This is a genomic window from Microvirga sesbaniae (assembly GCF_025460805.1).
GTDB classification, from domain to species: Bacteria; Pseudomonadota; Alphaproteobacteria; order Rhizobiales; family Beijerinckiaceae; genus Microvirga; species Microvirga sesbaniae.
Genome location: NZ_JAMXFJ010000004.1, coordinates 272,850 through 286,726 on the forward strand (window position 1 = coordinate 272,850; position 13,877 = coordinate 286,726).

Sequence of the window (13,877 nt, forward strand, 5' to 3'; positions counted from 1 at the left end):
GCGCTCGGCCCGCAGAAGGAAGCCGCCTCCGCAGAACGGGGAGCTGCGGCGAACACCTGAAGGATCAGGGGCCTCCGGCCAGCGATCCCACCACCGCCATGGTCAACTCGTCGAGATTGACGCGACCTTCGACGGTGATCGTCTCGGCGTCGCTGGACGTGACGCGCAGCCCCTGCTCGCCGGCCTCGGATTGGCGCTTCAGCTCGGCCACGATGGCGTCCCGCACCTGATCCTCGATATTCATCGCATCTGTCCTTTCGCCATGGCGATTCCTGCTGACGAACGTCGGGACGGATGACGCTGTTCCACGCCTGCGCTTCCACGTGGCGTTCACAACTTCCTCAGGCTCGCCTTCAGGGCGCTGAACGCCTGCGCGTCCATGGTGCCGCGCTCGTTGTTGCAGGCCGAGCAGGCCAGCACGACATTGTCCCGATTGAGCGGACCGCCGAAGGATTTGGGAATTACGTGGTCCAGGGTCGCGAGATCGGGCGCACGCTTCACGCCCGGGCCCGGGCGCCGCGCGGGGATGCCGCAATACACGCAGCGGCCCGCGTCGCGGGCGAAGACGTCGTCGAAGAGCCTGATGCGTTGCGCTGTCTTCATGGCGATGGAATCGGCGTTCCTTTCGGGCGGTCTTTTCGTGTGGAACCGGAGGGGAAGCGGGGTGGTTGCTCCTGCAATCGAAGGAGCAACCACCATGGTAGACACCCGCCGCAGGAACCGGAACCCATTCAATGACGACGACGGCTACGGCGACATGCCGCCGCGCGGTGCCGTCGGCTTCCGCGGCGAAGGTCGTGAATATCCGGGCGGCTACGGCGGCGACGCCGACGAGTTTGCCGGCGGCGTGATCGACGACGGGCGGGGCGGACCTCCGGACGACGAAGGGTTCGATCCCGGCTACGGCCGCGGCCGTTCCGGACTTGGCGCCTTCGGCTCACGTGATCCGAATGATGCCGAGGCGCGATCAGGTCGCGACGACGCGCCCTCCTCCGGGGCCCATCGCGGGCGCGGACCCAAGGGATACAAGCGTTCCGACGAGCGCATTCACGAGGATGTCTGCGAACGCCTGACCGCGGACCCCTTCATCGATGCCTCGGACGTCGAGGTTCTGGTGAAGGACGGCGAGATCACCCTCAACGGCACCGTCTCCAGCCGCGGCGTCAAGCGGCGCGCGGAAGATCTTGCGGAGCTGGCCTCAGGGGCTCTCCACGTTCAGAACAACCTGCGCGTGCAAGGGGCCTGAAGAGGGGCTTGAGGTCTTCGGGCCACGATCTGCCGTCCGAATCGTCACGGAACCTCGGGCGGCGGCATCGGATGAGTGATCGGCTTGTCCGATGCCGGCGGCTGCTCCGGCAGAGGTGAAGGAGCGCCGGGCGGCATGGGCGGTACAGGGGTCTCGGGCGGGATCGGCATGCTCGGCACCGGCTCGGTCGGGGGCGGCTTGGGATAGAATTCATCCGGCTGCGGATGAGAGCTGGCGCTGGTCACCTCGAAGGGTCTCCCTTGCAACATCCTGTCCCGTGTTCAACCGTCCAGTTGCGCGAAAGTTCTCCGACGGCGGCGCTCCGGTCGCCGTGACCCATCGTCATCAAGACGAAACCATAGGTGCAATCCCAGGCTTGACCTTACGTCCGTTTGAGGCCACCACGGCAGGGTGGAATCTCGGATTGGAAAAGCCATGCGCGTAGTCCCCTCCCTCGCCTTCCTGACGGCCGTCGTGGCGGGTTCGAGCATGGCTCAGGCGGCGGATCTGCTGTTCTCGCAGGAGCCCATTCAGGCCTCCTCGGGGTGGATCGTCACCGTGAAGGGCAACCTGCGGGTCGGCCCCTCCTATCCCGGTTCGGACGAGTTCAGCTTCATCGGCTATCCGTCCTTGAGCGTCCGCCGGGCAGGCACGGTCGAGCGCTTCAGTGCTCCCGACGACGGCCTGAGCTTCTCGTTCCTGGAAGAGTCGGCCTTCCGGATCGGCGTCGTTGGCCGCTTCGTGGGCGGACGCTATCTGCAGGACAACCGCGAGCTCTTCGGCCTGGAGAAGATCGACTGGGCGGTGGAGCCCGGCGTGTTCGTGGAATATTGGCCGCTCGAGTTCCTGCGCGCCCGCGCCGAGATCCGGCGCGGCTTCGGGGGTCACGAGGGATTCGTGGCCGATTTCGGCCTCGACGCGGTGCAGCGCTTCGGGGCGTTCACGGTCTCGATCGGTCCTCGCCTCGCTCTCGGCGACTCCGAATTCACCCGCACCTATTTCGGCGTGACGCCCGTCGAGGCGGCACTGAACGGCCAGGTCACGCCCTATCGGCCGTCCGGCGGCATCACGTCGGTGGGCGCGACGGGCGCGATCAGCTACGACTGGTCGCAGCAATGGTCGACCACCGCGTTCGTCACCTACAAGCGTCTGGTCGGGGACGCGGCCGACAGCCCGATCGTCAAGAGCTTCGGCTCGGAGAACCAGTGGGGCTTCGGCCTGACCGCGTCCTATTCCTTCAGCTACGCGCCTTAACGACGTCGCCTGTCCCAAAAACGAAAGAGCCGCCTCGCGAGGGCGGCTCTTTTATCCGGTGAGGAAGTGTGTCGCTCAGGCCGCGAGGCCGACGGCGCCCGCCGTTTCGCCGCGATAGATGCAGCCTTCCGTGGAGCCGGGCATGCCGCGCCGGAGCTCGACTTCTTCGAGGTTCGGGAAGCGCGCCTTCACCAGTCTCCAGATATACGTGGTGACGTTCTCCAGGGACGCGATGCCGATCTCGGTGTTGAGATCGAGGTTGCCGTGATCGAGGCCCGAGCCGTGTTCGCCCTTGATCTCCTTGATGTAGTTCTCGACGTCGTAGAGATTGACCGGCCAGCCATAGACCTCGTCGACCGGACCGCCGAAAGTGAGCTTGACGATGAAGGTATGCCCGTGAAGTCCGGAATAGGGCGCCACCGAATGCGCGGCCTCGAACGTAAATTCGCAATATGTCTTCATCCACCCTGCTCCCGGTCTGTCTCGATTCCGGCCCACTGGCCTGGCGCTTGGACAAGTGACCTTGCGTAACATAGATGGTCCGGGTCGGCAAAGATCGGGGAGGTATTTTCTCTTATCGGTCCCCGGGCCGGCGACGCGCGATGCGAGCCTGCGGCAGGCTCCTCAGCCTTCGCGCCAGAACCGGTGAAGCCCGGCGATGTCGCCGCCGCACAGGAACGGGATGGCTTCCCTGATCCGTTCGAGCGGCCAGTCCCACCAGGCCATCTCCAGCAACATGGCGATCTCATCGTCGCAGAAGCGCTTCCTGGTCATCCGGGCGGGGTTGCCGACCACGATGGCATAAGGCTCGACGTCCCGGGTGACGACCGCCCGACTTCCCACGATGGCGCCGTGGCCGATCCGGACCCCCGGCATGATCATGGCCTCCGCTCCGATCCAGACGTCGCTTCCGACCACCGTGTCGCCGGCCGGCAGGAACGGGTCCTGCGGCGCGCCGAAGGCTTCGTCGCCGTTCATGTAGAAGAACGGAAAGGTCGAGATCCAGTCGCGACGATGCCCCTGGTTCCCATGCATCATGAAGGTCGCGCCGGTGGCGATCGAGCAGAAGCTGCCGATGATCAGCTTGTCGACTTCAGGCTCGTCGGGCTGCAGGTAGAGGGCGCAATCGTCGAAGGAATGCCCATGGTAATATCCGGAGTAATAGCTGTAGCGCCCGACGACGATGTGCGGATTGGTGACCTGCTCCGATAGGGGAATTCCTTGCAACGGCCTCTGGAAGAAATTCGTCATGCTGCCCCTCGTTCAACGCAAGGGTAGCACAAGGGAGCTAGCGCATCGTGCGGAAAAGTGGATCCGGTTTTCACTCGCGTGGCCGCTGGGTCCGCGCCGGACGATGCGCCGCTTCAAGAGTTGAGCATCGGACGAACATCCCGGCTGCCGGGCCGGGCGTCTCTCAGGCGACCTGGACCTTGTGCTTGAGGCCCTCCAGGGTGTGGACGAGCTCCCGCGCCGGCTTCGGGCGTCCGAAGTAATAGCCCTGCGCGTCGGTGCAGCCGGCGGCCTGGACCTGCCGCAGCTGGTCCTCCGTCTCAATGCCCTCGGCCACGGTCGGCATGCCCAGGCTGGCGCCCAGGTTGGCCACGGATTGCACGATGGCGAGGCAGTCCGCCCGCTGGGACATCTCCCGCACGAAGGACTGGTCGATCTTGATCTTGTCGAAGGGAAAGCTGCGCAGGTAGCTCAGGGATGAATAGCCGGTCCCGAAATCGTCCATGGCGATGCGGACGCCGAGCCGGCGCAGCTGATGAAGCGTGGAGACGGTCATCTCATTGTCCTGGAGCAGCACCGATTCGGTGATCTCCAGTTCCAGCCGCTTGGGAGCCAGCCCCGATACGGCCAGGGCCCGGCTGACGCTCTGCACGAGTCCCCGGTTCCTGAACTGGATCGGCGAGAGATTGACCGCGACATGAACGTCGCTCGGCCATGTCGCGGCCTCCTTGCAAGCCTCCTCCATGATCCAGTCGCCGAGGGGCAGGATGAGGCCGGTCTCCTCGATGACCGGGATGAACTCCGCCGGCGGAACGAGACCGCGCTCGGGATGGTGCCAACGCAGGAGCGCTTCAAAGCCGCCGATCTCGTTCCTCTGGATGTTGATCTGCGGCTGATAGAACAGCTCGAACTCGCCGTTGCCGACAGCCTTGCGCAGATCGACCTCCAGGGCACGGCGGGCCTGAAGCTGCTCGTCCATGTCCGGCTCGAAGAAGCGGAACGTCCCGCGGCCATCGGCCTTGGCGTGGTAGAGGGCCATGTCGGCGTGCTTCAGAATCTGGCTCGGCGTCATGTTCTTCTGCGCCAGGGCAATGCCGATGCTGGTGCCGATGAACAGTTCCTGGCCATTCACGCGGAAGGGCGCGCGCAGGGCCTCGACGATGCGCGCCGCGAGGGCGGCGCTTTCCTCCGGCCGGCGGATTCCGGTCTGGAGGATGGCGAACTCGTCGCCGCCGAACCGGGAGATCAGGCTTCGGACCTGACCTTCGCTCGCGGGAATGCAGGCGCGGAGGCGGTCCGCCACGGCTTTGAGGAGGTCGTCGCCCGTCTCGTGACCGAACGAATCGTTCACGTCCTTGAAATGATCCAGGTCGAGATAGGCCACCGAGACCGTGCGTCCGTTCGACTTCAAGCGCGTGAGGGCGTGCTCCAGCTCGTTGCGGAGAACCACGCGATTCGGAAGGCCCGTGAGCGCATCCTGATGGGCCAGGACATGCAGTTCCTCGTGGGCCCGCCCGAGCAGACGGTTGTGCTTGTCGAGCAGAAAGATCAGGACGACGCCGACGAGGATCAGGCTTGCCGCGATGCCGGAGAAGGCCCAATGCAGCCGGATCAGTTCCTGCTGATCCTTCTGAACGGTTTCCGAGCCATAGATGAGAACGGTCGAGGCGATTTGAGACAGGGTGCCGTCGAACGGTCGCAGTCCCTCGATCACCTTCTGGACATTGCCGGGCTGCTCCAGGTTCTGGATCAGCGGCTCCATGGCGTCGAGGGTGCTCTGCATGCGCCCGAGACTGGCCTGATGCTCGGGATCGCGCCGGAGCAGGGCGTGGAAGTCACCCTCGTTCAACATCTTCACCCTGCCGGCGAGAATATCGTAGCGCAGGGAGACCTCATCCTTGTCGACCCCGCTCCCGGGCCGGTCGAACTCCGAGAGGCGGTGCTCCAGTCGAACGAATTCGGTGGAGGCCTGACTGGCCTCCCAGGCAGGGTTGTAAACCGAGATCTGCTGCAAGGCACCCTGGCGTTGAACGACCAGCACCGAGATATAGATGCCGGCGATCAGGAAGCCGCCGATGACGATCGCGATAACCGTTTTGAAGGTGCGCAGAGACAAGTGCTGGGGCCTCCGAGGCCTGCCGACGGCCGCTACTTCACTTCGATCTTGGCAACCTGCCAAGCCGAGCGGGCGTAGTACGTCTGGCTCTTGAGCTCCGGATTGCTGTCATAGGGATAGACGATGAAAAGCGGGCCCTTGTCCCGTACGGACATGTACTCGCCATCGCGCTTGAGGGCGAGAATCACGTTGAACTTGGCAAAATCCGCCGTCGGAATCTCAGTGGCGTAATCGTTCAGCGCGACGACCGAGACGCGCTCGCCCTTCGCCTCCACCTGCTTCATCAGCTTGTCGAGGGACACGCCCTCGAACTTGACCTTGCCGTCATACCAGGGCGTCGTCGTCTCGATGGTGACGAGGCCGAGGGATTCCAGCATGGCCCGGTCGAACTGCGCCGTATTGTCCTTGTTGGTGACGCCGATCTTTCCCGTAATCGTGAGGATCGGCCGCTCCTTGGGAGTTGCGAGCGACGCGGCATACGCCGCACCGATGATTCCCACGAACGCAACGAGCGTCCCCAGCAGGCCCGTTCTCATCTTGGCGCCAAGCATGCAGATCCCCCTACGGAAATTAATGTAAGCGATAGAAACACATAAAATTGATCGAAGTGTTACACAACTCAACCTCGGAAGTAAAAGCGGCGAATGCGCCGGTGTTATTTTGTAATGGTTATCTGAACGTAGCGGCAGGAGATGATTCGCCGTGCCGACAAAGAAAAACCGCCCCGCATGGTCGTGCGAGGCGGCTTGAGGACGGCCGTCCTATTCGACGTGAGGGCAGAGCTCGCCTAGAGCGGCTTCAGGCCTGCCTCGATCTGCGCCCGGCGCGGCTCCAGGAAGGGCGGCAGGGCCAGGCTCTCACCCAGCTTGTCCATGGGCTCGTCCGTGGCGAAGCCCGGACCGTCCGTGGCGATTTCGAACAGGATCCCGTTCGGCTCCCGGAAGTAGAGACTCCGGAAGTAATAGCGATCGACCGGACCGCTGGAGGGTGCCCTGAGGGATTGCAGCCGCTCCCAGCACTCCTGATAGGTCTGCTCATTGGGCGTCCGGAAGGCGACGTGGTGCACGCCCCCCGCCCCCGGACGGGCCGGGGACAGACCGGGCTCCACCGCGACGTGCAGCTCTGCGGCCGGACCGCCCTGGCCCATCTCGAACACATGGACCGGCGTGTCGCCGACCCGGTATTCCCGCGCGGCGCGCATGTCCATGGCCTCGGTCAGCACGCGGGCCGTCCGGTCGAGCTTCGGCACGCTGATCCGGATGGGGCCGAGGCCCCGGATCTGGTACTCGACCGGCACCGGGCTCTGCTCCCAGGGATGGACCTCGCCCTGCCCGCCGTCGTCGACGAGGCTGAGGCGCTGGCCCTCGAAATCCTCGAAATCGACCGTGAGGCGCCCGTCACGCTCCGCAATCGCCTCGCTGCGGATGTCGAGGCTTTTGAAGCGATCCCGCCACCATTGCAGCGCCTTCTCGCCGTTCACGCGCAGGGCCGTCTGCGAGATGCTGTGCGTGCCGCGCCGCTCGCGCTCGACGGGCCAGTCGAAGAACGTGATGTCCGTGCCGGGTGAGGCCTTCCCGTCCGCGTAGAACAGATGATAGGCGCTCACGTCATCCTGGTTCACCGTCTTCTTCACGAGGCGCATTCCCAAAGCCTGCGTATAGAAGGCGTGGTTGCGGGGCGCGTCTGCCGTGACGGCGGTCAAATGGTGAATTCCCGTCAGTTGCATGGTGCTTTCTCCATCGAAGTTGCGATGAAGATAGACCCGCCGGAATGGCCTTGCGAGCCTCCGGGACGCCAAGGTGTTCTTGCCGAAATGCAAGAACACCCCGGCGGATGGCCGAGATGCTTGCAGAAATCGCGATATCGATCGGTCAGGCGGCTTTCGCCCGCAGATCGTCCGGAGTGACGTCCTCCGGGATCGGACAGCGATAATCCCGTCCGCCGGTGCGCTCCTTCAGCTCCGCCTTGGCGCGAAGAACGAGGTCCGGATTGCGCAGGCAGTCCGCGGCCGTGGCCGCCATGGCCTTGGCGGCCAGCACCATGCCCTTATGGGCGGCCGGCAGGTTGCCCTGGGTGACGAGCTGCCACGTGTGGAACGGGGTGCCGATAGCGAAGCAGGCCGTATGGCATTGAACCGTCGGGACGATCCAGCTCACGTCGCCCACGTCGGTGGTGCCCATCATGACCTCCTCGCGGACCGGCATGGCGAGCACGCCATCGTGCAGGATCTTGGTCCTGAGCGAGAGATCGTGCGGCTTGACGCTCGCCAGGATCTCCTCGTCGGTGAGCGCCGCCTTCTGGAGCTTCTCGGCGAACGCGTAGTCGGCCGCGTCGAAGCCGGGCGGTCCGAGGCGGCGCATGTTCTCGTACATGGCCTCCTGGAGCGCCTTGTTGGGCACGACGTTGGAGGTGGCGTCCGTGATCTGAACCGAGACGGCGGTTTCCGTCATCAGGGCGGCGCCTTCCGCGATCTTCTTCACGCGCTCGAACAGCCGCTCGGCATCGGGCAGATGGGGCGAGCGCACGAGGTAGAGCGTTTCCGCGAAGGCCTGCACTACGTTGGGCGCGTCGCCTCCGGTGTTGGTGGTGGCGTAATGCACGCGGGCGTCGGACGGCATGTGCTCGCGCATGTAGTTCACCCCCACGTTCATCAGCTCGACCGCATCGAGCGCGGACCGGCCCACATGGGGCGCTGCGGCCGCGTGCGCGGCGCGCCCTCTGAAGCGGAAATAGGCCTGGATGCAGGCGAGCGACGATGCGGTCTGCACCTCGTTCACCACGCTCGGGTGCCAGCAGAAGGCGGCGTCGAGATCGTCGAACAGGCCCGCGCGGGCCATGAAGGTCTTGCCCGAGCCGCTCTCCTCCGCCGGGCAGCCGTAATACCGCACGGTCCCGGCGATTCCTTCCGCCTGAAGCGCATCCTTGAGGGCGACCGCAGCCAGGGCGGAACCGGCCCCCAGCAGGTTGTGGCCGCAGCCGTGGCCCGGCGTCCCCGCCACCGTCGGAGCATGGTCGAGACGCCCGGATTCCTGCGCGAGATCCGGCAGGGCATCGAACTCGCCCAGAATCCCGACCACGGGTCCGCCGCTTCCGAATTCAGCCATGAAGGCGGTCGCCATGCCGCCGACATTCGTCGTGATGCGGAAGCCCTCGCGCTCCAGAAGCGCAATCTGCTCGCCGACGGCGCGGTGTTCCTCGAAGGCGAGTTCGGGGGCGGCCCAGATGCGGTCGCTCAGATCGCAATAGTCTTCGGCCTTGGCGTCCACATGACGGGCGATCGCCTCAAGGCTCAGTCGGTCGTTGTGCATAACGTTATGGTGTCTCATGGGTGAAGAGTGGGCGAACACTATGGGCGAATGCCCGGACGGAAAAGAGCGGAGCTCCGCATTGCAGGCGAGACAAAACCGCATGCGTCCCGCACATGCTCGAGGCGCGGCCTGCGGACGCTCGTCCACGTGGGACATGGATGGGACATGGGTTGCGGGCGCCCGGTTCAGACCGCCTCGTCCGGCACGCCCCGGCGCGGCGCGAGGAACCCGCCGGATTGGCGCGACCAGAGGCCCGCATAGAGGCCGCCGTTCTCCAGAAGCTCCTCGTGCGTCCCTTCTTCGACGATCCGGGCGTCGTCCATCACGATCAGGCGATCCATCAGCTGCAGGGTCGAGAGACGATGCGCGATCGCGATCACCGTCTTGCCCTCCATGAGGGTGGACAGCGATTCCTGGATCGCCGCCTCCACTTCCGAGTCCAGGGCCGAGGTCGCCTCGTCCAGGATCAGGATCGGCGCATCCTTGAGGATCACCCGGGCGATGGCGATGCGCTGGCGCTGGCCGCCGGAGAGCTTGACGCCGCGCTCGCCCACATGCGCGTCGAAGCCGCGCCGTCCGCGCCCATCAACGAGACGCTCGATGAACGCGGCCGCATGGGCCTGACGGGCCGCCGCATGCATGGCCTCATCGCTCGCCGCGGGCCGCCCGTAGAGGATGTTCTCCCGGATGGAGCGATGCAGCAGGGACGTGTCCTGCGTGACCACCGAGATCTGGCCGCGCAGGCTTTCCTCCTGGATGTCGGCGATGTCCTGGCCGTCGATCAGAATGCGGCCCTCCTGCGGTTGGAAGAAGCGCAGGAGCAAGTTGACCAGGGTCGTCTTGCCGACGCCGGACCGGCCGACGAGGCCGATCTTCTCGCCGGGACGGATGGTGAGCCGCAGCCGGTCGATGACCGTGTCGCCGTCGCCGTAGGAAAAGCTGACGTGATCGAAGCGGATCTCGCCGCGGGCCACGACCAGGGGCTTGGCCGTGGGCCTGTCCTGCATGGTGAGCGGGCGCGAGATCGTCTTCATGCCCTCCTGCACGGTGCCGACATTCTCGAAGATCCCCATGACCTCGAAGGCGACCCAGCCGGACATGGAGACGATCTGGGTGGAGAGCAGCAGGGCCGTGGTCATGGTGCCGGCATCGATGCGGTTGTCGCTGAAGAGCCACACGGCCACGGCGCCGGTGGAGACCAGGAAGACCGCGTTCAGGACGGTGAGCCCGGCCACGTAGAGGGTGTTGATGCGCTGCTGGCTCATGAAGGAGTCGTTGAGCCGGCGGTAGCCCTCGCTGATGTAGTCGTCCTCGTCCTTGCGACGCCCGAACAGCTTCACCGTCATGATGTTGGTGAAGCTGTCCACCACTTTGCCGGTAACGGCCGAGCGTGCCTCGCTGGACGCGCGCGAGCGCTTCTGGATCCGCGGCAGCGACACGGCGAGCAGGGTCGCGTAGAGGAGGAACCATCCGGTCATCGGCAGGGCGAGGCGCCAGTCCTGCGTGCCGAGGAGCCCGATGGAGGCGGCTCCGAAGATCAGGATCTGCCAGACGGCCCGGGCCACCGACAGGACGGTCTCGCGCAGGGGCCGCCCGGTCTGCAGCACCCGGTTGGCGATGCGGCCGGCGAAATCCTCCTGGAAGAACCCCAGGGGCTGGCGCACCACATGCCAGTAGTTCTGCCAGTGCACCATGGTTGTGAAGGAGACCGCCAGCGAGTGGTTGACGAGCAGCCGGAACAGGATCGTCCCGAGCGGACGCACCAGGAGAATGATGGCCCCCATGGCGGCCAGCAGCCCCCCCGCCTCGTGAAAGATGCCTTCGGGCGAGGTGTGCGAGAGCGCATTGACCAGGCGGCCGATGAGCCAGGGGATCAGGGCTTCGACGACGGCCAGCACGAAGCCCAGCGCGAACAGCGCGATGAACAGCCCCTTGGCCTGCGCGATGAAGTGCCAGTAGAAGCCCCAGAGGTTGTCCGGAGGCGGCTCCTCCGGGGGCTTTCTGGTGAAGTCGATCCGGGTCTCGAAGTAGCGGAACATCGGCGCGTCTCTGGTCTCCGGCCCGAATCAGCCGGGCGGGGCGCAATGATGCAACACTCTTTGTCGCGAGGGTGACAATCGCGCGAAGTTGATGACCCGCTCGACGGCCGGGACGCCCCGACGGATTGTCCGGCGGAGCGCCGCTCGCACGGGTGGCGAGACCACGCGACGAGGCAGCGTTCGTCAGGAGGCGACCGATCGGGTTCATTGTTGCAGGTGGGATGAGCGCCATCCCGTCATTGATCCGTCCCGGCATTGACGGCCGTGTCGGTGATCGGATCATGAAACCGTTTTCAAGGGGGCGATGTGGCTGTATTCTGGGCGCTGGAGAACCGCCATGGTCGAGCTTGCGCCGGGCTCAGTCATTCTGTGGGATACCCTCAAGTTGTCGGCCGAGCCGTTGCGAGGGCGCTGCGATATTTTGGTCGTGGCCCGGGTGAAGGTCCAGACGAGCGGACGAAAAGACTTCGACGAGTATCGCATCAATTTCGAGCTGAACAGACATCACGGCCTCGTGTCCCATGACACCGAAGTCCTATCGCCGGCCGCTGGAGCCGATGAGCCGCTCTGGCGATATTCGGGACGTCGCGACCTTGTCGTGGCGGTCAAGAACCGCTTTCTCACCACGCAGCTGTACTCGCACGTTGCCGGCCAGCTGGGCTGGACCCCTGAGCCGCGCGTGGATTTGGTGCGGGCGCCCCTGGACCCTTGATCCGCGAACGGGTGAGCCGTCTGCGTCCCCTCGGCGTCCATGACGGCAGGAACTACCCCACGGCAAACAGATCGCGCGTCTCGGGCGCGGGCGGCTCCTCGAAGGCGTTCGGATCGCCCGGACCGGTCTCCCAGCCGAGATCGGGAAGCGCGATGATGCGCAGGCCCCGCGGGTCGTTGCGGGTCACGACGATGTTGCGGCTTTCCATATAGGCGATGAGGCGCCGGGCGCGGCCGGGCGAGCGGCTGCCGCAGGCCCGCGCGATCTCGCCGTCCGGCGGGCAGGCCGAGCCTTCCATGGCGGCCCGGGCGATGAGCAGGAAGACGCCCTGGATGTCCTCGGCGAGGTCCGCCGCGACGGCGACCGCGCGGTCCCATTCGGAGCCTTCGGCCGTCGCCGTATCGACGCCCGCGCGGGCGACCGCCAGACGGCGGCGGAAGGCATTGAGGTTCAGCGGCTCGCCGGAGACCCGGCGGATGCGGCAGCGGACGAGGAAGTCCTGGTAGAGCACGGCCACCGACCGGAAGGCGGCCTCCGGATCGTCGAGGATTTCGCGCAGGATCGCATCGAGGGCGGCCTCGCGCTCGGCCTTGGACTGCTCGGTTTCCTCGGGCTGCGCCTCGGGCGCTGCGGCGGGCCGGGTGCGGGCGAGCTGGGCCAGAAGATCGTTGGTGGACGGCGCCGGAGGCGGCGGTGGCGCGCGGCGGGGCATGGCCGGACGGGCGATCACCTCATCCTGGCCGGCCTTGAAGATGAGATCACGGGCCTCTTCCTTGGGCTGCTCCGGAAGCGGCATGAGCTTGAAAGTGCCGCTGCGGGTCGAGGTTTCGACGGTGCCGATGCGGATCGGCAGGGGACGGCGCGACAGGGCCGGGCCGAGAGCCACGAAATGGCCGCGCTCGAGGTCGCGGAACATCTCGGCCTGGCGGCGCTCCATGCCCAGGAGATCGGCCGCGCGGGCCATGTCGATGTCGAGGAAGGTGCGGCCCATGAGGAAGTTCGAGGCCTCCGCGGCCACATTCTTGGCGAGCTTGGCGAGGCGCTGGGTCGCGATGATTCCGGCCAGCCCGCGCTTGCGGCCGCGGCACATGAGGTTGGTCATGGCCCCGAGCGACACCTTCCGGGCCTCGTCCGAGACGTCGCCTGCGGCCGCGGGCGCGAAGAGCTGCGCCTCGTCCACCACCACGAGCATCGGATACCAGTAGTCGCGCTCCGCATCGAAGAGGCCGCCGAGGAAGGCCGCCGCGCAGCGCATCTGGGCCTCGGCGTCGAGGCCCTCCAGGCTCAGCACCACGGAGACCCGGTGCTGGCGCACGCGGGCGGCGATGCGCTGCAAGTCGCCCTCGCTGCGGGACGCATCGACCACCACGTGGCCGAACCTGTCCGCGAGCGTGACGAAATCGCCCTCCGGGTCGATGATGGCCTGCTGGACGAGACTGGCGCTCTGCTCGAGGAGGCGTCGCAGGAGATGCGACTTGCCGGACCCGGAATTGCCCTGGACGAGCAGACGCGTCGCCAGAAGCTCCTCGAGATCGAGCAGTGCCGATTGTCCACCCGGTGCGGAAGACGCCACGCCCATGTCGATGCCGACCTTCATCAGCCTCCCTCTTGCCGTCCAAGAAACGATCCGGTTCGGTCCTAACACGGCAAGGCTTAAGGAAGTGCCCGGTCGCGATCAGTCCTCCACAGGCGAAATACGCTGTCCCCGGGCATGACGCCGCAGGTTTGCACGAAACATGTCCGCCCCGGACCATTGACCCGCACGATGTCCGCGGACGTCGATGCGGAAGAGGGTCGATGAACGTCGCGCCTCCCGTCCTTCATGCCGCTCCGGCTGTCGTCGGAGAACAGGGAAGCCCACCGCGGATCCTTGAGGCTGCCGCCGGCCGGTCCGCCATTCAGAAGGTCGATCCCGACGGCCCCATGCTTCCGCCGGCCGGGGCGGCGCGGGCCGATACGGTCGTTGTGACGG

General features: G+C 66.0%; 13 protein-coding genes. 3 read left to right on the plus strand and 10 right to left on the minus strand.

The window, feature by feature from the left end; all coding sequences use genetic code 11:
• Positions 1–64: 64 nt before the first annotated feature.
• Both OCW50_RS08755 and OCW50_RS08760 read right to left on the minus strand, forming a co-directional pair.
• The gene (locus tag OCW50_RS08755) at positions 65–244 is read right to left on the minus strand and encodes a hypothetical protein (protein WP_262269059.1); all 180 of its coding nucleotides are present in this window, start codon (positions 242–244) and stop codon (positions 65–67) included.
• 86 nt (positions 245–330) lie between these two features.
• Positions 331–603, minus strand: a complete 273-nt coding sequence (locus OCW50_RS08760) for an HNH endonuclease (RefSeq protein ID WP_262297197.1) — start codon at positions 601–603, stop codon at positions 331–333.
• Between the two features lie 94 nt (positions 604–697).
• On the opposite strand from OCW50_RS08760, the gene OCW50_RS08765 reads away from it, so the two are divergent.
• Both OCW50_RS08765 and OCW50_RS08770 read left to right on the plus strand, forming a co-directional pair.
• A complete protein-coding gene (locus OCW50_RS08765) occupies positions 698–1,246 on the plus strand; it encodes a BON domain-containing protein (RefSeq protein WP_262269057.1) in 549 nt (182 codons plus the stop codon).
• A gap of 435 nt (positions 1,247–1,681) precedes the next feature.
• The gene (locus OCW50_RS08770; protein ID WP_262297198.1) at positions 1,682–2,500 is read left to right on the plus strand and encodes a MipA/OmpV family protein; all 819 of its coding nucleotides are present in this window, start codon (positions 1,682–1,684) and stop codon (positions 2,498–2,500) included.
• A gap of 75 nt (positions 2,501–2,575) precedes the next feature.
• Here the strand turns inward: OCW50_RS08770 and OCW50_RS08775 are convergent, their stop codons facing one another.
• The 7 genes from OCW50_RS08775 to OCW50_RS08805 form a co-directional block, all read right to left on the minus strand.
• Positions 2,576–2,962, minus strand: coding sequence for a 6-carboxytetrahydropterin synthase (locus tag OCW50_RS08775; RefSeq protein ID WP_173945993.1), 387 nt, complete (start codon positions 2,960–2,962; stop codon positions 2,576–2,578).
• A 162-nt stretch (positions 2,963–3,124) separates the two neighbouring features.
• On the minus strand, positions 3,125–3,751 hold the full coding sequence (catB, locus tag OCW50_RS08780; protein WP_262269054.1) for a type B chloramphenicol O-acetyltransferase: 627 nt from the start codon (positions 3,749–3,751) through the stop codon (positions 3,125–3,127).
• Positions 3,752–3,914: 163 nt separating this feature from the next.
• Positions 3,915–5,846, minus strand: a complete 1,932-nt coding sequence (locus tag OCW50_RS08785; RefSeq protein WP_262269053.1) for a putative bifunctional diguanylate cyclase/phosphodiesterase — start codon at positions 5,844–5,846, stop codon at positions 3,915–3,917.
• A gap of 32 nt (positions 5,847–5,878) precedes the next feature.
• Complete coding sequence (locus OCW50_RS08790) at positions 5,879–6,397, minus strand: putative pterin-binding protein (RefSeq protein WP_262297199.1); 519 nt, start codon at positions 6,395–6,397, stop codon at positions 5,879–5,881.
• A 236-nt stretch (positions 6,398–6,633) separates the two neighbouring features.
• Positions 6,634–7,572 (minus strand): ring-cleaving dioxygenase, encoded by a 939-nt coding sequence (locus OCW50_RS08795; protein ID WP_262269051.1) that lies wholly within the window; start codon positions 7,570–7,572, stop codon positions 6,634–6,636.
• Positions 7,573–7,717: 145 nt separating this feature from the next.
• Entirely contained in the window at positions 7,718–9,154 is a 1,437-nt protein-coding gene (locus OCW50_RS08800; RefSeq protein ID WP_262297200.1) for a M20 family metallopeptidase, read from the minus strand.
• A gap of 185 nt (positions 9,155–9,339) precedes the next feature.
• On the minus strand, positions 9,340–11,193 hold the full coding sequence (locus OCW50_RS08805; protein ID WP_262297201.1) for an ABC transporter ATP-binding protein: 1,854 nt from the start codon (positions 11,191–11,193) through the stop codon (positions 9,340–9,342).
• A 337-nt stretch (positions 11,194–11,530) separates the two neighbouring features.
• Between OCW50_RS08805 and OCW50_RS08810 the strand changes: the two genes are divergently transcribed.
• Complete coding sequence (locus OCW50_RS08810; RefSeq protein WP_262297202.1) at positions 11,531–11,905, plus strand: hypothetical protein; 375 nt, start codon at positions 11,531–11,533, stop codon at positions 11,903–11,905.
• Positions 11,906–11,957: 52 nt separating this feature from the next.
• Here the strand turns inward: OCW50_RS08810 and OCW50_RS08815 are convergent, their stop codons facing one another.
• Positions 11,958–13,502: a helicase HerA domain-containing protein gene (locus OCW50_RS08815; protein WP_262297203.1), complete on the minus strand. Its 1,545-nt coding sequence runs from the start codon at positions 13,500–13,502 to the stop codon at positions 11,958–11,960.
• Positions 13,503–13,877 lie beyond the last annotated feature (375 nt).

What these genes read in the sequence shown, in the direction of transcription:
- OCW50_RS08790 (WP_262297199.1), bottom strand. Translation starts at nt 6,397, where the DNA reads ATGCTTGGCGCCAAGATGAGAACGGGCCTGCTGGGGACGCTCGTTGCG.
- OCW50_RS08775 (WP_173945993.1), bottom strand. Translation starts at nt 2,962, where the DNA reads ATGAAGACATATTGCGAATTTACGTTCGAGGCCGCGCATTCGGTGGCG.
- OCW50_RS08815 (WP_262297203.1), bottom strand. Translation starts at nt 13,502, where the DNA reads ATGAAGGTCGGCATCGACATGGGCGTGGCGTCTTCCGCACCGGGTGGA.
- OCW50_RS08760 (WP_262297197.1), bottom strand. Translation starts at nt 603, where the DNA reads ATGAAGACAGCGCAACGCATCAGGCTCTTCGACGACGTCTTCGCCCGC.
- OCW50_RS08800 (WP_262297200.1), bottom strand. Translation starts at nt 9,154, where the DNA reads ATGCACAACGACCGACTGAGCCTTGAGGCGATCGCCCGTCATGTGGAC.
- OCW50_RS08770 (WP_262297198.1), top strand. Translation starts at nt 1,682, where the DNA reads ATGCGCGTAGTCCCCTCCCTCGCCTTCCTGACGGCCGTCGTGGCGGGT.
- OCW50_RS08810 (WP_262297202.1), top strand. Translation starts at nt 11,531, where the DNA reads ATGGTCGAGCTTGCGCCGGGCTCAGTCATTCTGTGGGATACCCTCAAG.
- catB (WP_262269054.1), bottom strand. Translation starts at nt 3,751, where the DNA reads ATGACGAATTTCTTCCAGAGGCCGTTGCAAGGAATTCCCCTATCGGAG.
- OCW50_RS08805 (WP_262297201.1), bottom strand. Translation starts at nt 11,193, where the DNA reads ATGTTCCGCTACTTCGAGACCCGGATCGACTTCACCAGAAAGCCCCCG.
- OCW50_RS08795 (WP_262269051.1), bottom strand. Translation starts at nt 7,572, where the DNA reads ATGCAACTGACGGGAATTCACCATTTGACCGCCGTCACGGCAGACGCG.
- OCW50_RS08765 (WP_262269057.1), top strand. Translation starts at nt 698, where the DNA reads ATGGTAGACACCCGCCGCAGGAACCGGAACCCATTCAATGACGACGAC.
- OCW50_RS08755 (WP_262269059.1), bottom strand. Translation starts at nt 244, where the DNA reads ATGAATATCGAGGATCAGGTGCGGGACGCCATCGTGGCCGAGCTGAAG.